The organism is Bradyrhizobium sp. WSM471, from assembly GCF_000244915.1.
Taxonomy (GTDB): Bacteria; Pseudomonadota; Alphaproteobacteria; order Rhizobiales; family Xanthobacteraceae; genus Bradyrhizobium.
Genome location: NZ_CM001442.1, coordinates 5,454,048 through 5,480,519 on the forward strand (window position 1 = coordinate 5,454,048; position 26,472 = coordinate 5,480,519).

Sequence of the window (26,472 nt, forward strand, 5' to 3'; positions counted from 1 at the left end):
GCTCCGGGAAAAACCAGCAAGACCGCCGGGAACGATCATCGCCTCCCTTTCTTGTTACCGCCGAGGGCAGTTTCGAGGAGGACATGATGAGGACATTCACGATTGCATTGCTGGCTGGCGTCGGAGCCTTGGCAGCGGTGAGCGGCGCGAAGGCCGCCGACGTCTATACGACCAGCGAATACACCAGCCCCGATCTCGTCCAGGAAGTGCGGCTGGTCTGCGACGAATCCGGCAATTGCTATCGCAGCCGCGGCGGCTCGCGCGTGATCGTGCGCGACTCCTACGCGACCATGCCGCGCGACCGCTACTATGAGCGCCGCACCTATCGCGACTGGGACGATGGTCCGCGCGGCGGCGTCGGCATCCGCGCGCCCGGCGTCAGTATTGGCGTCGGTGTCGGCCGGGACCGCTGGTAATCGATGAAGCCATGACAGACGGGACCGGACGAGACAACTCGTCCGGTCCCGCCCATGCGATTCGGACCACAGACGTCAGGCGGCAACTGTCTGTTGCTGGAACTGCTCGTAGGCGGCGATCGCATCCGCGGCATACATCAGCGACGGCCCGCCGCCCATGTACACCGCCATGCCGAGCGTCTCCTCGACCTCCTCACGCGTTGCACCGAGCTTGACCAGGGCTTCGGTATGAAAACCGATGCAGCCGTCGCAATGCGCGGCAACGCCGAGCGCGAGCGCAATCATCTCCTTGGTCTTCTTGTCCAGCGCGCCGTCGCGCGTGGCGGCCTGCGCAAGCGCGGAAAATCCCTTCATGGTGTCGGGAATGTCACTGCGCAGCTTGCGCAGGTTGGCGGAGATTTGGCGGGTGATCTCGGGGTAATTCTTGTCCATCGTGCCTCTCTAACCGGGTTTGATCTTGGTGGATGCCTCGCGCGGCGCGCGCAAGACGATGTAGATCGCGGGAATGACGAGCACGGTCAGTAGCGTCGATGACGCCAAACCGAACAGAAGCGAGATTGCAAGCCCCTGGAAGATCGGATCCAACAGGATGGTCGCAGCTCCGATCATTGCCGCAAGGGCGGTCAGAAGAATCGGCTTGAAGCGCACGGCGCCGGCTTCAAGCACCACCTCGCGCAGCGACTTGTCCCGGCCATCGCTGTGGCGGATGAAATCGACCAGCAGGATCGAATTGCGCACGATGATGCCGGCGAGCGCGATGAACCCGATCATCGAGGTTGCGGTGAAAGGGGCCGCGAGCAGCCAGTGCCCGATCAGGATTCCGATCAGCGTCAGTGGGATCGGCGTCAGGATGACCAGCGGCAGGCGGAAGCTCTTGAACTGGGCAACGACGAGCACGTAGATCCCGAGGATCGCCGCACCGAAGGCCGCGCCCATGTCGCGGAAGGTAACCCAGGTAATTTCCCATTCGCCGTCCCAAAGCAGCGTGGGCCGCGACTCGTCCGCCGGCTGGCCGTGCAGGCTGATCGCGGGCCTCGGCAGCCTCCCCCAGTCATGCGCATCCACGCGGTCGGCAACTGCGAGCATACCGTAAAGCGGGGCCTCGAAACGACCAGCAAGTTCGGCCATCACCATGTCGGCGAAGCGGCCATCGCGTCGGAAGATGGTTGGCGAGCCCTCCTCCACGGTCGCTTTCACGACTTGTCCGAGCTCGACAATTGTCTTGCTGCCGGGAAGGGTGTTGGCGGGTACTGGCGTCGAGGCCAGCGCCTCGTCCCAGACCAGATCGCGCTTGCCCAGATGCACTGCGATTTCGATCGGGTTGCGGTCCTCGCCGCGATGCGAATAGCCGATCGAGATGCCGCCGAACAGCGCCTGTATCGTCTCGTAAACGTCCCGCTGCTCGACGCCGAAGAATTCGAGCCGGTCCTGATCGATCGACAGCCTTAACCGCGGCCGCTTCTCGCCGATGGAGTCGTCGATATCGACGATGAAGGGAATCTCAGCAAAAATCTTCTTGAGCTCAGTCGTGACAGCGCGACGCGTCGCGGCGTCGGGACCGTAGACCTCGGCCAGCAGCGTCGAAAGCACGGGTGGTCCCGGCGGGACCTCGACGACCTTGATGCTGGTGCCTTTCGGACTGTCGAGCGCCTTCAGCCTCCCGCGCAGATCGAGCGCGATCTCGTGGCTCGCGCGCTTGCGCTCGCCGCGCGCAGTGAGGTTGACCTGCACCTCACCGAGCTCCGGCCGCTCCCGCAAATAGTAATGCCGCACCAGGCCGTTGAAATTGAACGGCGCAGGCGTGCCGGCATAGGCTTGCAACGAGGTGACCTCCGGCAATTGCCGCGCGATCTCGGCCGCGCCGAATAGCGTGCGCTCGGTCGCCTCCAGGCTCGCTCCTTCCGGCAGGTCGATGACCACGGCAATTTCGGACTTGTTGTCGAACGGCAGAAGCTTGACCGTAACCGACTTGGTCGCAAACAGCGTCATCGACAGCAACGTCGCGATGCCTACGCCGAGCAGGAATGTCCAGGCCGAGCGCTTGCTACGTACGATCGGCATGGCGAAGCGCCGGTAGAGCCGGCCGAACCGATCTTCGACCTGCGCCGCATGTGCCGGCGCAATGTCGCCCTTCGGCGCGAGCTTCAGCATCAGCCAGGGCGCCACCACCATCGCGACGAAGAATGAGAACAGCATGGCCGCCGAAGCATTGGCCGGAATCGGCGCCATGTAGGGGCCCATCAGGCCGGATACGAATAGCATCGGCAACAGTGCCGCGACCACTGTCAGCGTCGCGACGATGGTGGGGTTGCCGACCTCCGCCACCGCCTCGATGGTCGCATGCAGTCTCGGCCGCCCGTCTCGCATGCCCCAATGCCTCGCGATGTTCTCGACCACGACGATGGCGTCGTCGACCAGGATGCCGATCGAGAAGATCAGGGCGAACAGGCTGACCCGATTGATGGTGTAGCCCATCAGATTGGCCGCAAACATCGTGAGCAGGATCGTCGTCGGAATCACGACGAAGGTCACCACTGCCTCGCGCCAGCCGACCGCAATCGCAATCAGCACCACAATCGAGATCGTCGCGAGCCCAAGGTGAAACAGGAGCTCGTTGGCCTTTTCGTTGGCGGTCTCGCCATAGTCCCGCGTTACCGTCACCTGGACGTCGTCGGGTATGAGGCGTCCCTTCAATCCCTCCAAGCGGCGATTGATATCGGCGGAAACGACCACCGCGTTGGCGCCCGCGCGCTTGGCGAGCGCGAGGCTGACCGCAGGCATCCGCGTCCACTGCCCGTTCGCGGCTCGCGCATCGTTCCAGACCCGGTGCTCGATCGTATTCGGACCGATGATGACGCTAGCGACATCCTTGACGTAGACCGGTCGCCCGTCGCGGGTCGAGATCAAAAGCAATCCGATGTCAGGAATGCCTGATAGCGTCTGGCCGGCCGCAACATTGCGCACGGTGCCGGCATCGCGGACCTGGCCGGCGAGGAACGAACGGTTGGCATCCTTCACCTTGGCCACGAGCTGTTGCAGCGTGACGCCGAACAGCGACAATTTTTCGGGATCTGGTTCGACCCGGATCTGCTGGGCCGCGCCACCGGATAGGTAGGTCAGCCCGATGTTGTCGACTTTCACGAGCTCCGAGCGGAGCTTGTCGGCAAGCTCGAACAGGTCCTTGTCGGTCCAGCGTCCGGCGGCCTCCGGTTTCGGCGACAGCGTCAGGATTGTCACAGCAACGTCGTTGATGCCGCGGCCGACGATCGAAGGCTCTGGAATTCCAACCGGGATGCGGTCGAGATTGGCACGAATTTTCTCATGGACGCGGAGAATAGCATCTTCCGCCTTGGTGCCGACCAGGAACCGCGCGGTGACCATCACCCGGTCGTCCTCGGTCTGGCTGTAGACGTGCTCGATGCCATCGATGCCCTTGACGATCGCTTCGAGGGGCTTGGTAACCAGCTCGACCGCGTCGGGTCCGCGCAAACCGTCGGCATTGACGCGGATATCGACCATCGGGACGCTGATCTGCGGCTCCTCCTCGCGCGGAATTACGACGACGGCAATCAGGCCAACGACGAGCGCAGCGATCAGAAACAACGGTGTCAGCGGCGACGCGATCGTCGCCTTGGTGAGCCTGCCCGAGAGTCCGAGATTCACGGCCTCACCAATTGGTCGCCGGCGCGAACGCCGGACAGGATTTCAAGACCATCGGGAAGCGCGGGCGTCGGCAACTCCGGTCCACGCTGAACCGGAACGTCGAGCACCGCCCCGGCCTTTTGCAGCCGCACGTAGTCGATGCCGAACCTGGTCGTCACGTAACCTGCCGGAACGACGTAGGCCGGCCGCGTGCCGCCGGCGATCCACACCCGAAGCCGGTCGCCGACGAAATATTCGCCGAGACTTTCGACGGTGGCATCCGCGATCACGCGTCCTTCCTCGATCAGCGGATAGACGAGATCGATAACGCCCCACTTGGCGGTTTCGTCGCCAAGCTCCGCACCGTCGATGCGAACCCTGTCGCCAGCCTTGAGATGGCGCGCATGGCGCTCCGGCACCCGCAGCCGCAATTTGAAGTTCTGCTGTGCGACCGTGACGATGGGATCGCCCGGCATCACAACAGAACCAACCGTAATGAGCCTTTTCAGAACGCGTCCCTCTGTCGGTGCCAGGACCTGGCCCTGGTTGAGCTGCTCGTTGATCACGGCGCGCTCGGCGGTCTTGGCGCGGAGACCGTTCTCCGCCACGTTCAGCGCGGTCCGGGTCTCGTCGAGCTTGACGCGCGGAAGCGTGCCGCGCTCGACCAGGCCCTCGATCCGCGTGAAATCAATCTGCGCCTGGTTGGCCTGCGCCTGCAGCGCCTCGATCTGAGCATCCAGAGACTTCATCTGGAGGCCGAGCTTCTCGTCCCCGATGGTGGCAATCGCTTGCCCTGCGGTCACGCGGTCCCCTTCCTTGACCTGGAGCTGGACCACGGTTCCGCCAATACGCCCGCGCGCCGGCACCACGCTGATGCTCTCGACGGTCGCGAAGACGGCCTTTTCGTCAGCGACGACGTGCTGGGCTACCGTCAGTGTTTCCGCCGACGCGAGACCGGCCTGCAAGGCGGCGGTCGCGAGCGCGACCAGAAATCTCAAGGGTCGCATGGGCTGTATCCGCAAAATCATGGAACCGTCACACCGGGGTGCGGTGCGCCTCTGTGATCTGATCAGCTCGATCGAATGTCGTGTTGATCTCGCTCAACGCGCCGCCACTCGAATGCATGTAGTTTCATTTCGCTTTCGTGGACTTCGGCGCGCAAAAGATTTGATAGAGCGTTTTCAAGACCTCCCGCGCCGGCTCGCTCGCGATCGAATAGAATATCGTTTGCGCGTCACGTCGCGCGGACACCAACCCGTCCTTGCGAAGAAGCGCCAGATGCTGGGAGACTGTGGAGTCCCGCAGGTTCAGGAATTCGGCAAGTTCGCCGACAGAACGTTCGCCGTCGATCAGCTGACAGATGATCAGGAGCCGGTGCCGGCTGGAGAGCGCCTTCAGCAATTCGCTCGCCTGGTCGGCCGCCCGCTCCATGATTTCGCTATTTATTTTCATACTTGCGTATATACGATATTACGAATATATTGTCAAGCGCAGAACGGCCGGGACTGAACCGGCGTAGCGATCTTCAATGGAGGTACCCATGGCGGAAATCGTCGTAGTCGGAGCCGGTCTGAGCGGAACACTGATGGCCTATGAGCTGCTGCCCCAATTGAGACGGGACGATCGCCTGAGTGTGGTGTCGCAGGGCGCAGTCTATCATTTCGTCCCCTCGAATCCCTGGGTGGCAATCGGCTGGCGCAAGCGAGACGAGATCGAGATCAATCTCGAAGATATCATGAAGCGGAAGGGCGTCCGCCTGCTGTCGCAGGGCGCCAAGCGTGTGCATCCGGCCCATAATCGTATCGATCTCGGCGACGGTACCTCGATCGATTACGACTACTTGATTATCGCGACAGGTCCCGAGCTTGCCTTCGACGAGATCCCGGGCCTGGGTCCGCAAGGGCACACACAGTCCATCTGTCACGTCGATCACGCCTCCCGCGCGAATGAAGCGTTTGAGAAGCTCGCGGCCAATCCGGGTCCTGTGGTGATCGGCGCAGTCCAGGGCGCTTCCTGTTTCGGGCCCGCCTACGAGTTCCTCTTCATCCTGGAAACCGAGCTGCGCCGCCGCAAGCTGCGCGACAAGGTGCCGATGACCTTCGTCACCTCCGAGCCGTACATCGGACATCTCGGCCTTGACGGAGTCGGCGATACCAAAGGCCTGCTCGAAAGCGAGATGCGCGAGAAGCACATCAAATGGATCACCAACGCACGCGTGGACAACGTTGGGCCCGGCATGATGACGGTGGAGGAACTTGCCGAGAACGGTACGGCTCATAAAGCACACGAGTTGCCTTTTGCCTATTCGATGATGTTGCCCGCCTTTCGCGGTGTCGAGGCGGTGCGGGGCATCGAGAAACTGACCAACCCTCGCGGTTTCGTCATCGTCGACAAACATCAGCGCAACCCGACCTACCAGGACATATTCGCCGTCGGCGTCTGCGTTGCGATCGCGCCGGTCGGGGCAACGCCAGTACCAGTCGGCGTGCCGAAGACCGGATTCATGATCGAGTCCATGGTGACGGCGACCGCCCTGAACATCGGAGCTCTGCTCCGTGGCAAGGAGCCGACGGCGCAGCCGACCTGGAATGCGATCTGTCTTGCGGATTTTGGCGATTCCGGCGTGGCCTTCCTGGCGCAACCGCAGATCCCGCCGCGCAATGTCAACTGGTCGTCCAAAGGCGAGTGGGTGCACTACGCCAAGGTCGCCTTCGAGAAATACTTTCTCCGCAAGATGCGGCGCGGCGAGAGCGAGCCTTTCTATGAGCGTTTCCTGCTCGACAAGCTGAACATCACCAAGATCAAGGAGGTCAGGACCGGCACATGAGCGAGATGCGTCAGATCGTCTGCGGACATTGCGGGCGGACCAACCGCCTGCCAGCCGAGCGCGCGCCGAACAGCGCGCGTTGCGGCGCCTGCCACCAGCCGATCTTCACCGGTCACCCGATCGAGGTCGACGAAGATGGCTTCGAACGCCACGTCGCCGGCAATGACATTCCCGTACTGGTCGACGTCTGGGCGCCCTGGTGCGGCCCGTGCCGCGCCATGGCACCAATGTTCGAGCGCGCCACCCTGGAGCTCGAGCCGAGGGTCCGGCTGCTGAAGCTCAACTCCGACACTGCCCCTACCGTCTCGTCGCGCCTCGCCATCACGGGCATACCGACACTGCTGTTAATGCGCGGCAGTCGCGAGATCGCGCGCCACGCCGGCGCGATGGATGCACGCAGTATCGTCGCCTGGACCGAAACCGGCCTTACCCGTTCCTGACGTCACCATATCTTCCAGAGGAGCCTGCCATGAATGTCGACAAAGCCGTTCTCGCCTTCGCGGGGTTCGTCGTCCTGCTCGGACTCGCGCTCGGCACCTACGTCAACGCCTACTGGTATCTGCTGACGGCCTTTGCCGGCCTGAACATGATCCAGGCCTCGTTCACCGGATTCTGCCCCGCAGCGGTCGTGTTCCGGAAGCTCGGGTTGCGAGGCGGCTGTGCGTTCTCTTGAGCGCGGCGCGGCAAAGACAACCTAGTTCGACGGAGACAGCCCGTGACATATCACTTCTCGAAGACGGTCGAGCTGCCGTTCGATGCGGCGGTTGCGGCGACGATTGCGGCGTTGAAGCACCATGGTTTTGGTGTGCTTACCCAGATCGACGTCAAGGACACCCTCAACAAGAAACTCGGGGCCGATTTTCGGCCGTATCTCATCCTGGGAGCGTGCAATCCCAAGCTCGCCCACGAGGCGCTGACCCTCGAGGACAAGATCGGGACGATGCTTCCCTGCAACGTCGTGATCCAGCAGCACGACGGCGGCAAGGTCGAGATTTCCGCGGTCGATCCCGTCGCGTCGATGGCGGCGGTCGAGAACCCGAAGCTCGGCACCGTCGCCGGACAAGTTCGCGAGTTGCTGAAGCAAGTCGTGGCCGACATTGCGTGATTTCATTCGCAACTGATTGCAGAGGCCGACCATGACCGACGACACCATCATCGAAGGCCCGCTCTACGAGAAGCGGAAGAAGGTCTACCCGCAATCGGTCCACGGGCCGTTCCGCCGCATCAAATGGGCGATCCTCTGCGTCACGCTCGGGACCTATTATCTGCTGCCCTTCATTCGCTGGAACCGCGGACCCGGCCTGCCGGACCAGGCTGTCCTGGTCGACTTGCCGCATCGCCGCTTCTATTTCTTCTTCATCGAGCTGTGGCCGCAGGAAGTCTATTACTTCACGGGCCTGCTCATCATTGCCGCCATGGCGCTGTTCCTGATGAACGCGGTGGCCGGTCGTATCTGGTGCGGCTACATGTGCCCACAGACGTTATGGACCGATTTGTTCTATGCAGTGGAACGCTGGGTCGAGGGCGACCGGCGCGAGCGCATGCTGGGCGACAAGCGCTACTGGACCTTTGGTCACATCCGGAAGGTCGCAACCAAGCACTTCCTCTGGATCATGATCGCCTGGTGGACCGGCGGCGCCTGGGTGCTCTATTTCGCGGACGCGCCGACGCTGGTGAAGGAGCTCGCCACCTTCCAGGTTCCCTTCATCGCCTATCTCTGGATCGGCATCCTGACCGCGACGACCTACGTCTTTGCAGGCCACGCCCGCGAGCAGATGTGCATCTACATGTGTCCCTGGCCGCGCATCCAGGCGGCGCTGACCGACGAATGGGCACTCAACGTCACGTATCGCCGCGACCGCGGCGAGCCACGCATGTCGGTGAAGAAGGCGGAAGTCGCCCGCAGCCATGGCGACATCGCGGGCGACTGCATCGACTGCCATCAGTGCATCAATGTCTGTCCGACCGGCGTCGACATCCGCCACGGCATCCAGCTCGGCTGCATCCAATGCGGACTGTGCATCGATGCCTGCGACAACGTCATGCGCGAGATCGGCCGGCCCGCCGGCCTGATCGGCTACGATACCGACATCAACATGCAGCGCCGGAGCGAGGGCAAGGCGCCGATTTACCGCATCATCCGCGCGCGCACCCTGATCTATACTGCGGCCATTGCCATCGTCGGCGGCATCATGCTCTACGCGCTCGCCACGCGCGCGACGATGGACGTCAACGTGCTGCACGAGCGCAATCCACTCTTCGTTCAGCTCGCCGATGGCGGCGTCCGCAACGACTACACCGTGCGCATCCTCAACAAGGGCGCGCAGCGGTCGTTTGCGCTCGAAATCTCCGGCCTGCCGGGCGCGACAATTCGCGTCGCCGGCATCGAGGCTGGAACTGACGGCAAGCCCGTCGTCGAGGTCGGGCAGGATCAAACCCGCGAGGTCCGGCTGTCGGTGCAGGTCGGCCCGACGCAGCTGCCGCAGACCTCGCGCGACATCGACATCGGGATCACCGACGCCGCCGGCGGCGGACGTGCAAGCGCCCGCGACCATTTCGTACCGGGTGACCGCTAGGCACCGTCTCCCGCGGTATCCGGCGGCTCGCGGCCGGATGCTCAACGAGACGTTAATATTACCACTCGAATTGAAGCGGCGTCCCAACGGTATTTTCCAATCTTTGCGCTAAGCATGGCCTCCTGAACGGGGACGACGGGACGTGGTCGACATCGCGCACCAGGATGCGATCAAGCCGGCATCGGCAAAGCATGCCGCGGCCGCGCGCGCGCGCGTCCCGCTCACGGCGATCGAACCCGGCCAGTGGCGCGCCCTCGCGCAGCGCGCCATCGAGCCGAACGGATATTACCTGCCGGGCTGGGAACTCGCTGTCAGCGCAACCGCGCGCGACCGCACCGATGCCTCGGCGCTTGCCGCATGCGAGGGATCGCGGCTGATCGGGCTGATGCCGGTGATCTCGCTCTGGCGGGCATGGAAGATCCCCCTGCCCGCGCTGGTGAGCGCGCATCCCTACGGCACGCTGTGCAGCCCGCTGATTGACCGCGATGCCCCGATCGAGGCAGCGACGCGCCTGTTGCAGCAGGCCCGCGCGACCGGCGCCCATGCGCTCGTGCTGAACGACGTCGCGCTCGATGGGGCAGCAATGACCGCCCTCAACGAGGTTCTGAATCGCGACGGCCTGAGGCCGCGCCTCCTGAGTTCCTACATCCGCGCCAGTCTCGACGCGACACAAGACGGCGAGACGCTGCTACGCGACGCGCTCGGCACCAAGAAGCTCAAGGAACTACGCCGCCAACGGCATCGCCTCGAAGAACATGGCGCAGCCGTGTTCGACGTCGCGCGCAGCCCCGACGAGATCAGGCCGGCGCTCGAGACATTTTTGCAGCTCGAAGCCAGTGGCTGGAAAGGCAAGCGCGGAACCGCGCTGGCCCAACATGCCGGCGATGCAACCTTCATCCGCCGCGCCGTTCCCGCGCTGGCAGAAACCGCGCAATGCGAGATCGTCACCCTTCGCGCGGGCGCGACGCCGGTGGCCGCCGGCATCGTGCTGCGCCATCAGGACCGCGCCTTCTTCTTCAAGCTCGGCATCGACGAGCGCTTTGCAAGATATTCGCCGGGCGTGCAGCTTACGCTCGAGCTCACCCGCCGCCTCTGTGCCGATCCCGCCATCGCCAGCGCGGATTCCACGGCGAGCGCCGATCACCCCATGATCAATCCGATCTGGCGCGGGCGCTTCGCCGTCGGCGACGTGCTGATACCGTTGCGGCGGAACGACCCCATCGTGACGCTTGTTCACGGAGCACTCGTCGCGCACGGCATCGCCTACGCGGCGGCGCGCCGCGCAGTTCGTCTGCTTCGTAAATAAGAGAGCTCCTACTCCGCCGCCTGGGCGTTGATCTCCGCGGAGACCTCGCGGATGGCGCGCGCGAGCATGTTGGGATCCTGCGCGCCGGAGACGGCGTATTTTTGCGCGAACACGTAGGTCGGCACGCCGGAGATGCCTTTCTCGGCGGCTTCCTGCGCGTCCGCCGATACGCGCGCGACGTCCTCGTCGGTCACAAGGCGCTTGCGCACGTCGTCGGCATCGAGGCCGACATCGGCAGCCGCCTGCACAAGCACGTTCAAATCGGTGAGGTCGCCGCCGTCGCGGAAGTAAAGCTCCATCAGGCGCTGCTTCATCTCGGGCGCCTTGCCGATCGCCTCGGCCCAGAGGATCAGGCGGTGGCAGTCGGTGGTGTTGGGTTGACGCGCGACAAGCTCGGGCCGATAGACGAGCCCCTCTTCGCTCGCGGCCGCGACGACGCGCCCCGCAATGCCCTTATAGGCCTCGACCGAGCCGAACTTCTTGGTGAGATACTCCTCCCGGCTGATGCCCTCGGACGGCACCCACGGATTGAGGAAGAAGGGACGGAAATTGAGCTTGACCGGAACATCGGGCACCAGCGCCAGCGCGCTCTCGATCCGGTGCTTGCCGATATAGCACCAGGGGCACACCACGTCGGAAACGACATCAATCTGGAGCGGCTTTAGGGTGCTCATGAGCGCCTCCTTGGGGCGTTGCGGGTTGTGCCCAAAGATAAGCCGAACCCATTCCGAGGCAAGGCCGCTAACTCATGGCTGCTGCCATTTGCCGGAGCCGCTCGGCAGTGCGCTCGTCGGCCGGGAAGAAGGTTTCCAGGGCCAGCTCCGACAGCGTGATGTCGACGGGCGTGCCGAACACCATGGTGGTGGAGAAGAAACTGAGGATCTCCCCGTCGTGTCGCAGCTTGAAGGGGATCGCGACATTGTCGCTCGACAGCGGCGCCGCGCGCGCCGGGATCGGATAGCTCTTCAGGTCGTTGTACAGCTTGATCAGCTCGGGATCGGCGGTCGCCTCGCATTGCCGGTGCAGCCGCTCCAAGAGATGTCCGCACCATTCCGCGAGATTGACCGTGCGCGACGCCAGCGCCTCGGGATGGAAGGCGAGCCTCAGCACGTTGAAGGGCTGACCGAGCAGCCGCTGCGGAATGCCGGCGAGCAGTGGCGCCAGCATGCGGTTGGCCGAAACCAGATTCCAGTGCCGGTCATACGCCAGCGCCGGATTGGGCTCATGCGCCCTGAGGACGAGGTCGATGGCCTGGCGGGCTGATTTCAAGGCGGGATCCTCCAGCGGGCGCTGTGGAAAGGCCGGGGCATAGCCGGCGGCGACCAGCAGCACGTTGCGTTCGCGCAACGGCACGTCGAGGCGCTCGGCAAGTCTGAGCACCATGTCGCGCGAGGGTGCGGCGCGGCCGGTCTCGACGAAGCTCAAATGCCGCGCCGAGATTTCGGCCTCTCCGGCGAGATCGAGCTGGCTCATGCGGCGGCGCTGCCGCCATTCGCGCAAATGGTCGCCGATATGGATCGGCTGGCTGCGTTCGGCCTGTGCCGCGGATGCATGTGCGTTCATGGTCGAAAACCTAGCACGCAGATTTCGGCCCTTCCATTACGTCGGAGGTAATCGAATTGGGCCTTGGGTCGGCGCATCCTGGGTCGCATCAGGAGACGACCATGATCGCACTGCTGCTCTACCGGACCATCACAGACCACCTTGTTCCCTGGGCCATGGCGCTCGCAACCCGGATGCTGGCGCGCAGCCTCAACATGCCGGAGCCGCTGGTGCATTCGACCGGCGACTATGTCGTCGCGCAGGTCACAGCCTTCGAGCACAGCGTCGGCAGGAGCCTCTGTCCGTTCCGCCTCGCCCGCCTGCTCCGCGCCTGGTGGCGCGGATGGCACTGAGTTTCACCTCGAGCCCAACCCAACCATGGAGACCCACGATGATCGACGCATCCACCTTCCTTCGCCGCGCGCTTCTTGCCGACGCGATCTTCAGCGGCGTCGCCGCTCTCGGTTTCACTTTCGGCGCCAGCGCGTTCGCGTCACTGTTCAACCTGCCCGAAGCACTGCTGCGCGAGACCGGCCTGTTCCTGCTCGCCTACACCGCACTCGTCGGCTGGCTTGCCTCACGCGCCGCCGTGGCAAAGCCGCTCGTGGTGCTGGTCGTGGTCGGCAACGCGGCCTGGACGGTCGGCAGCATCGCGCTGCTACTCTCGGGCGCGGTGTCGCCGAACCTTGCCGGCGAGCTCATGGTCGTGGCGCAGGCAATCGCGACCGGCGTGTTTGCCGAACTGCAATATGTGGGATTGCGCAGGAGCGGGAGTGTGCTGGCCGCGTGAGGCCACATCACTCGCTGTCGTCGCCCGGCTTGACCGGCGACCCGGTATCCCAGAGGAAGTCGTCGCATACGGAGAGGCTGCGGCGTACTGTCATGCCCCGCTTTCGCGGGGCATGACAGTTTTGCCAGAAGCTCGAACTCAGGCTACGCCCGCGGGCGCCCGTTGGCTTTGCCAACAGCGACGCCGTTGAGCTTCTTCTTTTTGACGGGCTTCGCCCCCGCCTTCTGCGCTTTACGCTCCGCGCGCGCCTTCACCTTGGCGCGTTCGACCCGTGCCTCGGCGCGCAGCTTCTTGCGCTTCTTCTCGCAAGATTCGCACTTGCAGCCGATCGGCTTCAGGTAAGCTTTGAAATAATCGGTGCCGTAGTCGTAATTGATCTCGTCGCCCGGCTCGATGTTCTTGATGGCGCGGATGAAGACCTTGCGCTCGCGCGGCCGGACGTCGGATTCGGCGTTGGGCCGGCACGAATGATTGATGTAGCGCGCGAGGTTCTTGCGCACCGAGCCGTCGATGGTCCAGCGGCCGTTGAGCTCGAACAGGTATTTGTTCTCGATGTCGTCGTGCTCGGGAATCCGGGAGTCCAGGATTGGTCCGTAATAACGGATAATCCGGGTGCCCTTCTTGATCGGCTTGGTTGCGAAGAGGCCGAGCCCGGTTTTCGAGCGGCCGACGCGATAAGGTTTGTTCGAGGAGGTGGCTGGCATGATCACGAAAAACGAGGACGCGAACAAGGCTAAAAGAGCCCAAGCGAAGCCGCTCTTCTAGAACGATTCCGCGCCGCTGTCAGGTGTCTGTCGAGCCTGTTTGAACCTTGCCCACAATCAAGACGTCTGATGGTACGGAGTTCCCGCTCGACAAAAGGCGTCGCCATGTTCCGCATCACCACCGCAGCCTTGGCCGTATTGCTCTTGGCCATGTTGCTGATGTGCAGCGGTCTCGACCGCGCCGACGCCCAATCCCTGGGCAGCCAATATACCTCGACGGCCCCGAAGGATTGCCGCCAGATCGGCAAGCCCAGCGAGCTCGACGGCAGCACCACCCGGGTGTGCAAGGGCAAGGATGGCCTCGTGGTCCTGATCGCCGAGGACGATCTTCGCGAAATCGTCTCCGTCGGCCGCAATCGCAAGGCCGCGGCCGAGGAACCGGCGGCAAAAGTCTGGTTCGCTCCGTTCAACTCGTCCGAGACCACCGTCGAATGGCGCACCGCGGCCGCCAAGCCGTTTGCGATGATCCAGCGCTGGCACATCGCCGATGGCACCGATCCCGACAAGCAGGGGCGGCCGAACACCAAGGCCATGCTGATCGTGACCCGGCTGCCACCCGGCCCCTTCTGCCACGTCGCCTATGTCGACGCGATCGCCAACCCGAACGCCAATGAGCTCGCGCGCAAGGCCGCGGACGAGTTCGCCCGCAGCTTTACCTGCGGCAAGGACGAGGTGAAGATCATCGGCGCACGCGGCCGCGCGGTCGAGCTCGCGACGATGCGCTAGGCTTTCGTCTTGGCGCGACCACCGCAAAGGTTGCGTTCGTCCCGGCTGAATCAGGGACCCGGCGGCTTCCCCGTCACGGGCGACATCAGCATCGCCTCGAGCAGGCGTTCAGGCGTCGTCCCCTCGGGCAGGCGGCCCAGAATATCCTCCAGCCGCCCATCGAGCAGCAGCATGGTAAAACCGTGCACCATCGACCAGGCGCGCGCGATCGCGGCGCCCTGATTGAGCGTCAGCGCGTCGCCGCTGATCTGCTCCTGCCGCATCATGCCGACGGCATTGGCAAGCCCGGCAAAGGACGCCTCGGCGGCCTCGTGCAACGACGGCCTGGAATAGTCGAGGCGCTCGGTACGGAACATGATGCCGTACATGCCGGGATGAGCCTGGGCATAGGCGACATAGGCTTTCGGCCGCGCCAGCGCGTGCTCGAGCGGGGTGGTGGCGGCGTTGGAGGACGACGCCATCGCCGCATTGAATTGGCGGAAGCCGACTGCCGCGAGCTCACTGAGAAGCCCGGTGAGGTCGCCGAAATGATGGGTGGGCGCCGCATGCGAGACGCCCGCCTCGCGCGCCACCGCGCGCAACGTCAGGCCGGCGAGCCCGTCACGCTCCAGCACCCGTTCGGCGGCCTGGAGCAGCGCCTCGCGCAGCGCGCCATGGTGATAGGGCGCCTCGGACTTGACGCTCGCCGGTCGTCGCGCGGGACGCGCCGGCGCGCTCGCCTTTTTTGAAGCGCGCGCACCGCGCGCAATTTCTGTCCTTATTTCGCTCTTGCCCATGGGCCAGCTATAGGACGCAATATTGACAGTGTAAAGATTTCGCTTGACGAGAACCCCTCGTACGGCTATTTCATCTTTACGATGTAAAGATGAAGGAGGGATACGCCGTGCAGCAGGACGCAGGTGCCGAACGCCGCCACAATCTCGGTCCGATTCCGTTCGAGGCCGACGCGTCCTTCCTGAAAATCATCGGTGAATTGCCGCGCGAACTGAACGGCACGCTCTATCGCAACGGCCCCAATCCGCAGTTCGAGTCGCCCGGCGCGCACTGGTTCGTCGGCGACGGCATGCTGCACGCCTTTCACCTCGAGAACGGCCGCGCCAGTTATCGCAACCGCTGGATCCAGACGCCGAAATGGCTGGCCGAGCACGATGCCGGCCGCGCGTTGTTCGGCGGCTTTGGCCGCAAGCTGCCGGATGCGCCGGCGAACCTGACCGATGGGGGCGTTGCGAATACCAACATCATCTTCCATGCCGGCAAGCTGCTGGCGCTGGAGGAAGCGCATTTGCCGACCGAGATCGAGCCGGGCACGCTCGCGACGCGCGGCTATCACAATTATCAGGGCCGCATCGCCGGCAGCTTCACCGCGCATCCGAAGATCGATCCCGTCACCGGCGAGCTGGTGTTCTTCGGCTACAATGCGGCGGGTCCGCTGACGCCTGCCCTCTCTTACGGATCGATTGATGCGTCCGGCAAGGCGACGCGCTTCGAACGCTTCGAGGCGCCCTATGCCAGCATGGTGCACGACTTCATCGTCACCGAGAACCATGTGTTGTTTCCGATCCTGCCCATCACCGGCAGCATGGAGCGCGCGATGAGCGGGCGGCCTCCCTATGCCTGGGAACCGGACAAGGGCGCCTACGTCGGCGTGATCAAGCGCAAGGGCAGCGCAAAGGACATCGTCTGGTTCCGCGCTGAAGCCTGTTACGTCTTCCACGTCATGAATGCGTGGGAGGACGGTAACCGCATCATCGCCGACGTCATGCAGTTCGAGGAAGCGCCGCTGTTTCCGCATCCCGACGGTCGGCAGACCGATCCGGAGAAGTCGCGCGCCCGCCATTGCCGCTGGACGTTCGATCTCTCAGGCGACACCGACCGCTTCCAGCAGACCTATCTCGACGATCTCACCGGCGAATTCCCGCGCATCGACGACCGCCGCGCCGGATTGAAGAGCGGTCACGGCTGGTACGCCTGCGCCAATCCGAAGCTGCCGATGTTCGGCGCGTTGTCCGGCGTCGTCCATGTCGACGGCCATGGAAAGCGTCTCGGCCATTACCTGCTGCCGGTCGGCGACACCATTTCCGAACCCGTCTTCGTCGAGCGGTCGCAGGATGCCGCGGAAGGCGACGGCTGGCTGCTGGCGGTGGTCTGGCGTGCGCGGGAAAACCGCAGCGACCTCGCCGTGTTCAACGCCAAGGATGTCGAGGCCGGTCCCGTCGCGCTGGTGCAACTCGGCCATCGCGTGCCCGACGGTTTTCACGGCAATTGGGTCGGCGCGCGGTAGCTCTCCTCTCGACATCGCTGATGTCACCAAAAAGGTCTCTCATGCATATGCCCTCGATCGCCGCGGACCGCCTCGCTGTCCTGATCCTGGTCCTGATCTGCGCCGGGATCACGCTCCAGATGATCTGGCCGCGGCGGAGCGGCCAAACCATCTTGAACGGCGGCATCTTGCTCGCCTTCGTCCTTTCGATCGCCTGTGCGTTACCTGTGCTGTCGCACCTGCCCCCGGCCGGATTCATCGACGAGGTGGCCGACCAAGCCGTTGCAGCAATTCAATTTTTGGAAGTCGCTTACGTCATTTTGACACTGTAAAGATTTTGCTTGACCCCGTCGTGCTCCTGACTTATTGATCTTTACACCGTAAAGATAAGGCCTGACCGAGGCGGACCATGGCGATTTTCCTGATCCTCGCGCCCTACGGCGCCTTCACCTTCCTGATGCTGATGACCTCGGCCACGATCAGCGTCTTCGTAGCCTCGGCAATCTGTCTCGCCACCGTCGCGATCGATGTCGTGCGCGGTCGCTCGGTGAAGATCCTGGCTATGGGCTCGGCACTGCTATTCGCCGCAATCGGCCTCCACCTCGCGCTGTTCGACCCGACGCTCGGCACGCTCGGTGTCAAGCTGTCGCTCGACATCGGCATCTTCGTCATCTCGCTCGGCTCGATGCTGGTCCGCCGTCCCTTCACGCTGCAATACGCGCTGGAGGCCGTGCCGGCCGAGACCGCGGCAATGCCCGGCTTTCTCCATGCCAATTACGTCATCACCGGCGCTTGGACCGCGGCTGCGCTGCTGATGGCAGCCGCCAATCTCGTGCTGCTCTATGTCCCCGGCCTGCCGCTCTGGTCGAGCCTTGCGGTCGCCTTCGCCGCCCGCAACAGCGCGATCTACTTCACAAAATGGTATCCCGAATATCGGCAGATCAAGTACGGTGCGCCGGCCAGCGCAACGCCCACCTCCCGCTGAACAGGATCGACGATGAAGGACGTATTCGCCCGCCTCGCCTCCGACTTCCTCTCCGCCATCGTCTTCCTGGTCATCTACCTCATCACCGACAACGTGGTGCTGGCAACGTCGGTGGCGATTGCCGGCGCGCTTGCGCAAGTGATTTATGCGCGGGTCAAAGGGCAGCAGCTGAGCTTCATGACCTATGCCAGTCTGGGACTCGTCATCGTGCTCGGCGCGGTCACGCTGCTCACACATGATCCCCGCTTCATGCTGGCAAAGCCGGCGATCGCGCATTTCGCGATCGGCGTCATCATGCTCAAGCGCGGCTGGATGCTGCGCTACATGCCGCCGATCGTCACCGAGACCGTCCCTGAATATGTAACTGCCGCGGGTTATGCCTGGGCCGTGTTGATGTTCGTGATCGGGGCGGGCACGATCGCAGTCGCCTCGACCGGCGATCTGAAGCTGTGGGCGTTCTACATCTCCGTCGTCGCGGGCGGTGCCAAGATCCTCGCCTTCGCCGTGCAATATGTCGTTCTGCGGCTCATCGTCACCAGCCGCCGGCGCGCCGCCGCCCGCGCCTGATTGCCGCTCACGCGACGTTGGTCAGCCGCCATGAGTTGCGCTATACGCTCGCCCCAGGACTGGCTGCGGATCGTCGCGGCCTGCCTGGATCTGTTCGGGAGACGGGAATGGCGGTAGACGGCAACTGGAATCTGACCATGACGACGCCGATGGGCGAGCGTCAGGCAACGCTTACGCTCCTGAGCTCCGGCGGAACGCTGACGGGCACGCAGGGGGCCGAAGGTCAAACCACCGAGATCTTCGACGGCACCGTCAGCGGCGATGCGGTCAACTGGAAGGTCTCGATCACCAATCCGATGCCGTTGACGCTCGAGTTCATCGGAACCGTCTCCGGCGACAGCATGAGCGGCGAGATGGGCATCGGTCCGATGGGCAGCTTCCCGTTCACCGGCACGCGCGCCTAAGCCGCGCGGCAACCGTGCGCGCGCTCGATCTCATCGCGGCGACGATCCTGTGTGTCGCGACACAAGCGGCGCGCGCGGCCAATGCCGAACCGGCGTGGCGGGCAAGCGCGCTCGCCATGGTGCCAGCAGGCTATGTCGCCGGCACGGCCTATCGAACCGAAGGTTCGACGGGCTACCTCGCCGTCTATCCGGCCTCGTCGAACGATCCGAAGTCGCCTGCAAGCGTGTTCGCTGCGCGCCAGGCTCTCGTGATCGCGCTGACGCCGGATGCGACGCACGCAGTCTCAGCCGCATTGGAGCCGCGTAGCGGGCCGGATCCCGAAAACGACGACACTGATTTCGCAAAGCTGCACGCCGATCTCGCCGCCAAGCGCTCAACGCTCCCCGACGGCACCGAGCCGTGCGATCTCGGCGCGTGGTCCGTCGACAAGGATCCTGGTGGCCTAAACGTGCGTGCCGAACCATCGATCAAGGCGCGTGTGCTCGGCACGCTTCCGCCGCCCTACCGGCTCAAGCTCGGCGGCAGCGAGAACACGCCCGATGGCGGCTGGCTCACCGAATTCCGCATCATCGGCTTCAAGAGCGGCTGGTTTCTGATTGAAGGCGCCAAGCCGCCGGGCAAGGACTACGAGGACGACAAGAAATATCCGCGTAGCGCGCCGAAGCCCTATGCCGGACGCGGCTGGGTCGCCTCCAACAAGGTCGGCGCGTCCTACGCCAATGGCGCGACACGCATGGGCGGCCTGTTCCAGGCGCCCTTCGTCGATGCGAAGTGGATGCCGGCCCAGCGCGAGCTTGGCGGCCCGATCGACACCGATGGCGGGCCGAAGCGCATCCTTGCCTGTAGCGGTCTCTGGGGTCTGGTCGAGAGCCAGGACGGCGTTCGCGGCTGGTGGCGCGGGCTGTACTCCAACCAGGTCACGAATTGCAGTTAGCCTGCGGCCCATCCTTCGAGACGCCCGCCTCCGGCGGGCCCTCAGGATGAGGTCGTGTTTCGCGGCGAGATATCAGGCCCTCATGGTGAGGAGCCCGCCAAAGCGGGCGTCTCGAACCATGCAGGCCGAGCTCTTCTGGCATTCCGGAGCGAGGTGAAGAACTAACCCAGATTCAACTCCTTGAAGAAGTCGTTGCCCTTGTCGTCGATGATGATGAACGCCGGGAAGTCGACGACCTCGATGCGCCAGATCGCTTCCATGCCAAGCTCGGGATATTCGAGCACCTCGACCTTCTTGATGCAGTGCTCGGCAAGGTTCGCCGCGGCACCACCGATCGAGCCGAGATAGAAGCCGCCATATTTCTTGCAGGCCTCACGCACGGCCGGCGCCCGGTTGCCCTTGGCGACCATCACCATCGAGCCGCCGGCGGCCTGGAACTGATCGACGAAGGAATCCATACGGCCGGCGGTGGTGGGGCCGAACGCACCGGAGGCATAGCCCTCCGGCGTCTTGGCGGGGCCCGCATAATAGACCGGATGGTTCTTGAAATAGTCCGGCAGCGGCTCGCCCTTGTCCAGCCGCTCGCGCAGCTTGGCATGTGCCGAATCGCGCGCGACGATCATGGTGCCGGTCATCGAGACCCGCGTCTTGGTCGGGTACTTCGAGAACGTGGCAAGGATATCCTTCATCGGCTGGTTGAGGTCGATCTTGACGACCTCGCCGCCGAGCGATTGCTCGACCTGCGGCAAATACTGCGCCGGGTTGTGCTCGAGCTCTTCGAGATAGACGCCGTCTTTGGTGATCTTGCCGAGCACCTGGCGATCGGCCGAGCAGGACACGCCGAGCCCAATCGGGAGCGAGGCGCCATGACGCGGCATGCGGATCACGCGCACGTCGTGGCAGAAATATTTTCCGCCGAACTGCGCGCCGACGCCGAGCGACTGCGTCATCTTCAGGATTTCTTGCTCCATTTCGAGATCGCGGAACGCGTTGCCGTCGGGCGAGCCGTGTGTCGGCAGCGCGTCGAGATAACGAGCCGACGCCAACTTCACCGTCTTCATGCATAGCTCGGCGGAGGTGCCACCGATTACGATCGCGAGGTGATAAGGCGGGCACGCCGCGGTGCCCAGCGTCAACACCTTCTCCTTGAGGAAGGCGAGCAGCCGGTCCTTGGTCAGCACCGAGGGCGTGGCCTGGAATAGAAAGCTCTTGTTGGCGGAACCGCCGCCCTTGGCCATGAACATGAACTTGTAGGCGTCATCACCTTCGGCGTAGATCTCGCACTGCGCCGGCATGTTGTTGGCGGTGTTCTTCTCCTCGTACATCGACAGCGGCGCGACCTGCGAGTAGCGCAGATTGCGGCGCAGGTAAGCATCACGCGCGCCTTCCGACAGTGCCGCCTCGTCGTCACCGTCGGTGATGACGTTGCAACCCTTCTTGCCCATGATGATCGCGGTGCCGGTGTCCTGGCACATCGGCAGCACGCCGCCGGCGGCGATGTTGGCGTTCTTGAGGAAGTCCAGCGCGACGAACTTGTCGTTCGGGCTCGCCTCGCCGTCCTCCAGGATCGCGCGGAGCTGCTTCAGATGACCCGGCCGCAGATAGTGGTTGATGTCGCCAAAGGCCGCTTCCGACAGCGCCCGCAACGCCTCACGCGACACCACCAGCATGTCCCGGCCCAAGACCTTCTCGACCCGCACGCCCTCGGCTGTGATCTTCTTGTAGGGCGTCTCGTCCTTGCCCAGCGGAAACAGCGGCGTGTGCTTGTAGGGCGGAACGGGCTTGGCGGGATCGGGAAAGGCGGTGGGAGCGTTCATGGACCGGAATCTCGGGGTTTTGGGGCCCTCGCATGGGCCCTTTCATAGAAGCGTTCTAAGCTTTTTTGCCGCAAAGGGAAGGCGCTCTGGTGCGGTCGGGGCATCCCGATTCGGCGGCATGGCGACCTATTTTCGGCGGCTGTCGGCGGACACCAGACCCTCATGATGCCGGTGAAGACCTTGAGCGCACCCCTTGCGCTCCGCCTGCGACGACGGTTGAATGCGCCCGCTAAGGGGCTTTTCATCATGACATTGAACTTGCACGTCCGCGGCGCGATCCTGGTCGCCGCCGCCATCACCGGCCTTGTGACCATCGCCTCGCCCGCCCGCGCGGACCGCTGCGATGACAGCGCCAAGGAGCTGGCGAACCAGGTCGATCGCCTCAAGGTGAATTTCCGCGCCGCGAATGTCGTCTACCTGACTCATCCGGCGGCCAAGGAATTGTCCGTGGCTTGCCGTGGCGACAAATATTCCATCGAGCTCTATGCCAAGGGCGATCGCAAGCCCAAGCCGGAGTTCTTTGCGCTGGTAGGGTCGATGGCGGCGATCGTCTTCACCGTGACCAAGGACGATACGACCACGGGCGCCACACGCTGCCTGAAGCGGATGGGGCTCTTGCGCGGCGACAAGATCAGCATGCGTTACCGGCGTCTCAACATGGAATGCACCCGCACCAAGACGGATGCGTCCATCGCGATCACGCGCGGCAAAGACGAATAGGCGGGGCGACCCCGCTCTTTCCACGCACTCCGTCATTGCGAGCGAAGCGAAGCAATCCAGACTGTCTCTGCGGTGACAGACTGGATTGCTTGGTCGCAAGGGCTCCTCGCAATGACGAGGAGAGGCCCGAGAGCACATTCCACCGCACCGGATCCCTCGCATTTTAACGATTGGCTTGAAGGAAATTTCGCGTCTCGCGGCGCAGTGTCAGTTGTTTCCATATGTGAGGATTTGTGGATGAGCGTTTCTACCGTTTCGCCGCCGCCGATCGCGATCGTGGTGCCGAGCTACGACACGACCAAGCAGCAGGACGATCAGATCAAGACCAAGGACAACGACCCGACCTATAAGCCGCCGCCGCCTGCGCCGCTGCCGCCGGGTCAGGGTACGCGGATCGATCAGCTCGCTTGATCAGCCGCGTCGAAGATGAAATGCCCGATCCGGTCGATCGGGCTTTTCGCGTGTCCGGCCGCAACTTCGGTGAGCGCGCGCATCACTCTGCTGTGCTTTGACCATCCAGCTCGCGGTAGCGGCGGAAGATGCCCTGCTCGTTGAAGGCAATGCGGCGCCGGCTTTCGAGATAGGCCTTGATGTTCGGCCGCGCCGCGACGCGGTCGTGCAGACCGACGAGGCCCGGGATATCTGTCTCGAACGCCTTCATCCGCTTCGGAAACGCATAGCGCAGCCCCGCGACGATCTGGAACAGCGAGAGATCGACATAGGTCAGCCTGCGGCCGGTGACATAGGCGCCGCCATTGTCCCGAAGGAGCTGCTCGAAATAGCCGAGATATTTCGGCACGCGCTCGCCCCAGAAGTCGGCCGTGCGCTTCTTCGCCGGCGGCTTCTGATCTTCGTAGTAGAGCGAGGGCCCGAGCGGATGATGGGTGTCGTGAATCTCGACCACGAGATCCGTGATTGTCAGCTGGAGCTGATGCACCCAGAGTTGACCCGCTTCCGACTTCGGGGCGAGCGCGTGGCGGCCGCCGAGATAGAGCAGGATGTTCGCGGTCTGGCCGATGACGAGCTTGCCGGCTTTGAGGAACGGCGGCGCGAAGGGCGGCGTACCCTCGTGCGCGTCCATCATCTTCATCATCGCAGCCGTGCCGCGCGGGCCACGCGCCGCGTCGACGTAAGCCGCGCCCGCCTCCTCCAGCGCCAGCCGCACATATTCACCGCGGCCCTGGATCTCGGGCCAATAATAGAGCTCGTATTTCATGGAAACTGTCCGTGATTGCGGGGGTGGCGAGTGTAGCACGCAACCACGAACGCCATGACGGCGGAGCGAGTTCCGCGTCTCAATTCGACGCGAAGCAATACAGCAGGCCGTCGCCGCCGGTGCTCTTCAGATCGGCCTGCGAGCAGCCGCCGTCGGGACCGCGCGAGGGATGCGAGCTGTTCCACGATTTCGACGGCTCGTCGTCGCGCAGGCCTTGACGGTCGGCGTGGCCGACGACCGCCGCCCCCTGCGTGCTCGACGTCCAGTTCTTGCAGGTCTTGTCGTCACCCGCGGGGAATGCGGTGCCGTCGGCTTGCGAACCCGTGAGGATGTCGTGGCGGTTCGGCGTGTCGCCGCGGCCGTTGATGACCTCGCCTTTCTCGCTGAGCGTGGTCTGCTTGGTGAGGTTGTTGGCCGCCCCGTGCAGGTCGGCAACGTCCTTGGCGATCACAGCGCCCTTGGCGTTCTGCCACGGTCCCTTGCCGATGCGGTCGCGCGCGTTGACGGCCGGCTTGCCGTCGGCTGCCTGGGTCGAAAGATAAGCGCGCCAGGTCTTGCTGCCGGCGCCGCCGGCCTGGGCCAGCTTCTGGCACTGCGCATCGGCCCCCTCCAGGCCGCCGAGATCGGCGCCTTTGCCAGGACCGTTGGAAGTCACGAAGAACGTCATATCGGCCGACTGCGCCTGCGCCGATGGCGCCGCCAGCAAGGCCGCGGCGAGCGCGAGGCCTGAAATCGTCACGGATCTCTCAATGCGGATCATCCTGTCCTCCCTTTGTGTTGTCGTTGGCCGCCAGATTTCAACCCGACGCAGGCCCGCTTATTCCGATCCCGCGATGCGAGACGCCCAAAAGAAAAAGGCGCCCTGCAAGAAGCACGACGCCTTGTTCTTCATGTCGTCTGCGATCAGTTGGTCAGCGGGATCGCCGACGATTCCCAGCCGCTTCCCGACCGCCATGTCGATTAATTGCTTCCCGGAATAATGGTGCCGGGCGAGCATACCAAATGGGCCGATCCTCAAGTGGTCGTCCAGGGGAGGACGCGGGGACTGTGGCGGGACCGTTCAGGGCGGTATCCGCGATCACATCGGGGCTGCGCAGCGCGCGGCGCAAGGGAGATCGTCATGCACCGGACCACCACCCGCCCAATCACGGCAATTGCCGGCCGTGCCACCCTTTGCTGCCTTGCCGTCGGTCTTGCCATCGGTCCGAACTGCGCCCTGGCCGCGGAACTGCTCAAGGCCCGGCTGGCGCAAAATCTCGCACCGATCTCCGGCCTTGCGATCGTCGCCAAGTCGAAGGGAATTTTCGAAAAGCACGGACTGGACATCACGGTGTCGAACTTCACGTCCGGCAAGCAGTGCCTGGACACCGTGATCGGGGGCGGTGCCGACATCGCGACGACGGCGGAGGCGCCGGTCACCGCTTCGACGATGGCAAACCAGCCCATCGCCTTCGTCGCCGGGATGGAATATTCCGATCTCAAGACACTCGTCGCGGCCAAGGCCGGCGTCAAGACCAGGGCAGATCTTCGCGGCAAGCGAATCGCCTTCACTGCCGGCACCGGTAGCGAGGTTTACACCGCGACCTTGCTGAAGTCGGCGGGATTGACGTCCAAGGATGTCACCCTCGTCAATCTGCGGCCGCAGGAGATGCTGCCGGCACTTGCAGCCGGAAGCATCGACGCGATCGACACCTGGGAGCCCCACGTCGCCAACGCGAAGAAAGCCCTGGGCGAAGCCGTCGCTGAGATAGATACAAAGGGCACCTACTCCGAGACGTTCAATATCGTCGTCATGAAGCCCTATCTGGACGCCAACCCAGTGCTGGTCGAGAACTTCATCGCCGCACTGATCGATGCCGAGATTTGGATGAAGGCACACCCGAATGAAGCAATCACGACAGTGGCGGACGCGGTTGGAATGAAGCGGGACGAACTCGCCCCCATCTGGGCCGACTATGTTTACCGGGTGCGTCTCGACGACCGGCTGATCGAGATTCTGAAGACCCATTCCGCATGGCGCCTCGAGAGCGGCAACCATCCTCCGGGAGCGGCGATGCCCGACTTCAGCAAGGTCGTCGTCACCGAGCCACTGAAAAAGGTCGACCCCGCACGCGTCACCCTGTCATGGAAATAGCCACCCGCGCGGCCATGCAGGAAGCCACGTCAGCGGGACGCGATATTGCCATCCGCACTGGCGGTCGCGCTCGGCGGCCGAATTCAGTTCGGCTTCGCCGCCTCAATATTCTGGTCGGGGCGCTTTCGCTTCCCTTGTTCATTGGGCTCTGGGAACTGGTCTCCCGTTCCGGGACCGTCAACATGGTGCTGTTTCCGCCGCCGACGGTGGTTGCTGCGGCCGTGCTTGAATGGATACGAAGCGGACAGTTCTTTAGCGATCTGTTGGCCAGCCTCTTTCGCGTCACCACAGGATTCATCATAGGCGGCGCGCTCGGCATCCTGCTCGGTGTTCTCACCGGCCAATTCCCCGTTATCTCGAGCTTGCTGTCCCCGCTATTCCATATCTTGCGGCCAATTCCGCCGATTGCGTTCGTGCCGATCGTAATTCTCTGGTTCGGCCTCTCGGAGGCGGGAAAATTGTTCCTCGTCGTATGGGGCGTATTCTTCACGGTATGGCTTTCGACTCACATTGGCGTGCAGAAGGTCGACCGTGGCCTGATTCGGGCGGCGTTGATGCTCGGCACGCCCCGACGGCAGATGCTGCAGGAGATCGTGCTGCTGGGGGCGCTTCCCTACATTGTGGTCGGGTTGCGCACCGCCGTCAGCATCTCCTTCTACACGCTTGTCGCGGCTGAACTGGCCGGCGCTTTCGCCGGCATTGTCTACAGGATCGAGATTGCGCAGCAGAATTTGCAAACGGGCCAGGTCATGGGCGGGCTCGCTGCGCTCGGGTTGATGTCGTTCATCGCCGACCGGCTGTTTGCGGCTCTTGCCGAACGTATTGTCTGGTGGCGCTGATGTCGG

Annotated in this window: 32 protein-coding genes; 21 read left to right on the plus strand and 11 right to left on the minus strand. The window is 63.8% G+C overall.

Going from position 1 to position 26,472, the window contains the following annotated elements; all coding sequences use genetic code 11:
- The first annotated feature begins 83 nt into the window (after positions 1 to 83).
- Entirely contained in the window at positions 84 to 416 is a 333-nt protein-coding gene (locus BRA471DRAFT_RS24780) for a hypothetical protein (RefSeq protein ID WP_035974224.1), read from the plus strand.
- Positions 417 to 491: 75 nt separating this feature from the next.
- On the opposite strand, the gene BRA471DRAFT_RS24785 is transcribed toward BRA471DRAFT_RS24780, so the two are convergent.
- The 4 genes from BRA471DRAFT_RS24785 to BRA471DRAFT_RS24800 form a co-directional block, all read right to left on the minus strand.
- Entirely contained in the window at positions 492 to 848 is a 357-nt protein-coding gene (locus tag BRA471DRAFT_RS24785; protein WP_007612203.1) for a carboxymuconolactone decarboxylase family protein, read from the minus strand.
- Positions 849 to 857: 9 nt separating this feature from the next.
- Positions 858 to 4,079: an efflux RND transporter permease subunit gene (locus BRA471DRAFT_RS24790; RefSeq protein WP_007612204.1), complete on the minus strand. Its 3,222-nt coding sequence runs from the start codon at positions 4,077 to 4,079 to the stop codon at positions 858 to 860.
- Positions 4,076 to 5,065 (minus strand): efflux RND transporter periplasmic adaptor subunit, encoded by a 990-nt coding sequence (locus tag BRA471DRAFT_RS24795; RefSeq protein WP_007612205.1) that lies wholly within the window; start codon positions 5,063 to 5,065, stop codon positions 4,076 to 4,078. Before BRA471DRAFT_RS24795 ends, BRA471DRAFT_RS24790 begins: the two co-directional genes overlap by 4 nt.
- Before the next feature lie 124 nt (positions 5,066 to 5,189).
- Complete coding sequence (locus BRA471DRAFT_RS24800; RefSeq protein ID WP_007612206.1) at positions 5,190 to 5,489, minus strand: helix-turn-helix transcriptional regulator; 300 nt, start codon at positions 5,487 to 5,489, stop codon at positions 5,190 to 5,192.
- Between the two features lie 109 nt (positions 5,490 to 5,598).
- Here BRA471DRAFT_RS24800 and BRA471DRAFT_RS24805 point away from each other — a divergent pair, with 109 nt between their 5' ends.
- From BRA471DRAFT_RS24805 to BRA471DRAFT_RS24830, 6 genes are all read left to right on the plus strand, one after another.
- Complete coding sequence (locus BRA471DRAFT_RS24805; RefSeq protein WP_007612207.1) at positions 5,599 to 6,885, plus strand: NAD(P)/FAD-dependent oxidoreductase; 1,287 nt, start codon at positions 5,599 to 5,601, stop codon at positions 6,883 to 6,885.
- Positions 6,882 to 7,325 (plus strand): co-chaperone YbbN, encoded by a 444-nt coding sequence (locus BRA471DRAFT_RS24810; protein ID WP_007612208.1) that lies wholly within the window; start codon positions 6,882 to 6,884, stop codon positions 7,323 to 7,325. The genes BRA471DRAFT_RS24805 and BRA471DRAFT_RS24810 overlap by 4 nt, the downstream gene beginning before the upstream one ends.
- 29 nt (positions 7,326 to 7,354) lie before the next feature.
- Positions 7,355 to 7,558 (plus strand): DUF2892 domain-containing protein, encoded by a 204-nt coding sequence (locus tag BRA471DRAFT_RS24815; protein ID WP_007612209.1) that lies wholly within the window; start codon positions 7,355 to 7,357, stop codon positions 7,556 to 7,558.
- 42 nt (positions 7,559 to 7,600) lie between these two features.
- On the plus strand, positions 7,601 to 7,990 hold the full coding sequence (locus BRA471DRAFT_RS24820; protein WP_007612210.1) for a DUF302 domain-containing protein: 390 nt from the start codon (positions 7,601 to 7,603) through the stop codon (positions 7,988 to 7,990).
- Positions 7,991 to 8,021: 31 nt separating this feature from the next.
- A complete protein-coding gene (ccoG, locus tag BRA471DRAFT_RS24825) occupies positions 8,022 to 9,461 on the plus strand; it encodes a cytochrome c oxidase accessory protein CcoG (protein WP_007612221.1) in 1,440 nt (479 codons plus the stop codon).
- A gap of 142 nt (positions 9,462 to 9,603) precedes the next feature.
- On the plus strand, positions 9,604 to 10,767 hold the full coding sequence (locus BRA471DRAFT_RS24830; protein ID WP_007612223.1) for a GNAT family N-acetyltransferase: 1,164 nt from the start codon (positions 9,604 to 9,606) through the stop codon (positions 10,765 to 10,767).
- An 8-nt stretch (positions 10,768 to 10,775) separates the two neighbouring features.
- Here the strand turns inward: BRA471DRAFT_RS24830 and BRA471DRAFT_RS24835 are convergent, their stop codons facing one another.
- On the minus strand, positions 10,776 to 11,441 hold the full coding sequence (locus BRA471DRAFT_RS24835; RefSeq protein ID WP_007612225.1) for a DsbA family oxidoreductase: 666 nt from the start codon (positions 11,439 to 11,441) through the stop codon (positions 10,776 to 10,778).
- A 67-nt stretch (positions 11,442 to 11,508) separates the two neighbouring features.
- Positions 11,509 to 12,330, minus strand: a complete 822-nt coding sequence (locus tag BRA471DRAFT_RS24840; RefSeq protein ID WP_007612227.1) for a helix-turn-helix domain-containing protein — start codon at positions 12,328 to 12,330, stop codon at positions 11,509 to 11,511.
- A 101-nt stretch (positions 12,331 to 12,431) separates the two neighbouring features.
- Here BRA471DRAFT_RS24840 and BRA471DRAFT_RS24845 point away from each other — a divergent pair, with 101 nt between their 5' ends.
- Positions 12,432 to 12,662, plus strand: a complete 231-nt coding sequence (locus BRA471DRAFT_RS24845) for a hypothetical protein (protein ID WP_007612230.1) — start codon at positions 12,432 to 12,434, stop codon at positions 12,660 to 12,662.
- A 38-nt stretch (positions 12,663 to 12,700) separates the two neighbouring features.
- Positions 12,701 to 13,099, plus strand: coding sequence for a hypothetical protein (locus BRA471DRAFT_RS24850; RefSeq protein ID WP_007612232.1), 399 nt, complete (start codon positions 12,701 to 12,703; stop codon positions 13,097 to 13,099).
- A 143-nt stretch (positions 13,100 to 13,242) separates the two neighbouring features.
- On the opposite strand, the gene BRA471DRAFT_RS24855 is transcribed toward BRA471DRAFT_RS24850, so the two are convergent.
- A complete protein-coding gene (locus BRA471DRAFT_RS24855) occupies positions 13,243 to 13,803 on the minus strand; it encodes an SET domain-containing protein (RefSeq protein ID WP_007612233.1) in 561 nt (186 codons plus the stop codon).
- Positions 13,804 to 13,968: 165 nt separating this feature from the next.
- On the opposite strand from BRA471DRAFT_RS24855, the gene BRA471DRAFT_RS24860 reads away from it, so the two are divergent.
- Positions 13,969 to 14,589 (plus strand): hypothetical protein, encoded by a 621-nt coding sequence (locus tag BRA471DRAFT_RS24860; RefSeq protein ID WP_007612234.1) that lies wholly within the window; start codon positions 13,969 to 13,971, stop codon positions 14,587 to 14,589.
- Positions 14,590 to 14,639: 50 nt separating this feature from the next.
- Here BRA471DRAFT_RS24860 and BRA471DRAFT_RS24865 read toward each other — a convergent pair whose 3' ends face one another.
- The gene (locus BRA471DRAFT_RS24865; protein ID WP_007612236.1) at positions 14,640 to 15,365 is read right to left on the minus strand and encodes a TetR/AcrR family transcriptional regulator; all 726 of its coding nucleotides are present in this window, start codon (positions 15,363 to 15,365) and stop codon (positions 14,640 to 14,642) included.
- Positions 15,366 to 15,472: 107 nt separating this feature from the next.
- Between BRA471DRAFT_RS24865 and BRA471DRAFT_RS24870 the strand changes: the two genes are divergently transcribed.
- The 6 genes from BRA471DRAFT_RS24870 (at position 15,473) to BRA471DRAFT_RS24895 (ending at position 19,740) form a co-directional block, all read left to right on the plus strand.
- Positions 15,473 to 16,870: a carotenoid oxygenase family protein gene (locus tag BRA471DRAFT_RS24870; protein ID WP_007612238.1), complete on the plus strand. Its 1,398-nt coding sequence runs from the start codon at positions 15,473 to 15,475 to the stop codon at positions 16,868 to 16,870.
- A gap of 41 nt (positions 16,871 to 16,911) precedes the next feature.
- Positions 16,912 to 17,181: a hypothetical protein gene (locus BRA471DRAFT_RS24875; RefSeq protein WP_007612244.1), complete on the plus strand. Its 270-nt coding sequence runs from the start codon at positions 16,912 to 16,914 to the stop codon at positions 17,179 to 17,181.
- Positions 17,182 to 17,258: 77 nt separating this feature from the next.
- Entirely contained in the window at positions 17,259 to 17,834 is a 576-nt protein-coding gene (locus BRA471DRAFT_RS24880) for a hypothetical protein (protein WP_007612252.1), read from the plus strand.
- Between the two features lie 12 nt (positions 17,835 to 17,846).
- Positions 17,847 to 18,401, plus strand: coding sequence for an inner membrane-spanning protein YciB (locus BRA471DRAFT_RS24885; RefSeq protein WP_007612253.1), 555 nt, complete (start codon positions 17,847 to 17,849; stop codon positions 18,399 to 18,401).
- A 107-nt stretch (positions 18,402 to 18,508) separates the two neighbouring features.
- Positions 18,509 to 18,805 carry a hypothetical protein gene (locus BRA471DRAFT_RS24890; protein WP_007612254.1) on the plus strand — a complete coding sequence of 99 codons (297 nt, stop codon included), beginning with the start codon at positions 18,509 to 18,511 and terminating at the stop codon, positions 18,803 to 18,805.
- A gap of 14 nt (positions 18,806 to 18,819) precedes the next feature.
- On the plus strand, positions 18,820 to 19,740 hold the full coding sequence (locus BRA471DRAFT_RS24895) for an SH3 domain-containing protein (RefSeq protein ID WP_007612255.1): 921 nt from the start codon (positions 18,820 to 18,822) through the stop codon (positions 19,738 to 19,740).
- Positions 19,741 to 19,901: 161 nt separating this feature from the next.
- Here BRA471DRAFT_RS24895 and BRA471DRAFT_RS24900 read toward each other — a convergent pair whose 3' ends face one another.
- Positions 19,902 to 21,557: a fumarate hydratase gene (locus BRA471DRAFT_RS24900; RefSeq protein ID WP_007612256.1), complete on the minus strand. Its 1,656-nt coding sequence runs from the start codon at positions 21,555 to 21,557 to the stop codon at positions 19,902 to 19,904.
- 246 nt (positions 21,558 to 21,803) lie between these two features.
- Between BRA471DRAFT_RS24900 and BRA471DRAFT_RS24905 the strand changes: the two genes are divergently transcribed.
- Together BRA471DRAFT_RS24905 and BRA471DRAFT_RS39090 are read left to right on the plus strand one after the other, a co-directional pair.
- The gene (locus tag BRA471DRAFT_RS24905) at positions 21,804 to 22,277 is read left to right on the plus strand and encodes a hypothetical protein (protein WP_035975114.1); all 474 of its coding nucleotides are present in this window, start codon (positions 21,804 to 21,806) and stop codon (positions 22,275 to 22,277) included.
- A gap of 237 nt (positions 22,278 to 22,514) precedes the next feature.
- A complete protein-coding gene (locus BRA471DRAFT_RS39090; RefSeq protein WP_007612258.1) occupies positions 22,515 to 22,688 on the plus strand; it encodes a hypothetical protein in 174 nt (57 codons plus the stop codon).
- An 82-nt stretch (positions 22,689 to 22,770) separates the two neighbouring features.
- Here the strand turns inward: BRA471DRAFT_RS39090 and BRA471DRAFT_RS24910 are convergent, their stop codons facing one another.
- Together BRA471DRAFT_RS24910 and BRA471DRAFT_RS24915 are read right to left on the minus strand one after the other, a co-directional pair.
- On the minus strand, positions 22,771 to 23,493 hold the full coding sequence (locus BRA471DRAFT_RS24910; protein ID WP_007612261.1) for a glutathione S-transferase: 723 nt from the start codon (positions 23,491 to 23,493) through the stop codon (positions 22,771 to 22,773).
- A 79-nt stretch (positions 23,494 to 23,572) separates the two neighbouring features.
- The gene (locus BRA471DRAFT_RS24915; protein WP_007612263.1) at positions 23,573 to 24,253 is read right to left on the minus strand and encodes a hypothetical protein; all 681 of its coding nucleotides are present in this window, start codon (positions 24,251 to 24,253) and stop codon (positions 23,573 to 23,575) included.
- Here BRA471DRAFT_RS24915 and BRA471DRAFT_RS38465 point away from each other — a divergent pair.
- From BRA471DRAFT_RS38465 to BRA471DRAFT_RS24930, 3 genes are read left to right on the plus strand one after another with little or no spacing between them, the layout of a single operon-like run.
- Positions 24,243 to 24,473: a hypothetical protein gene (locus BRA471DRAFT_RS38465; RefSeq protein ID WP_157234093.1), complete on the plus strand. Its 231-nt coding sequence runs from the start codon at positions 24,243 to 24,245 to the stop codon at positions 24,471 to 24,473. The genes BRA471DRAFT_RS24915 and BRA471DRAFT_RS38465 overlap by 11 nt on opposite strands.
- On the plus strand, positions 24,473 to 25,627 hold the full coding sequence (locus BRA471DRAFT_RS24925; RefSeq protein ID WP_231170963.1) for an NrtA/SsuA/CpmA family ABC transporter substrate-binding protein: 1,155 nt from the start codon (positions 24,473 to 24,475) through the stop codon (positions 25,625 to 25,627). Before BRA471DRAFT_RS38465 ends, BRA471DRAFT_RS24925 begins: the two co-directional genes overlap by 1 nt.
- Positions 25,618 to 26,466 carry an ABC transporter permease gene (locus tag BRA471DRAFT_RS24930; protein WP_007612269.1) on the plus strand — a complete coding sequence of 283 codons (849 nt, stop codon included), beginning with the start codon at positions 25,618 to 25,620 and terminating at the stop codon, positions 26,464 to 26,466. Before BRA471DRAFT_RS24925 ends, BRA471DRAFT_RS24930 begins: the two co-directional genes overlap by 10 nt.
- Positions 26,467 to 26,472 lie beyond the last annotated feature (6 nt).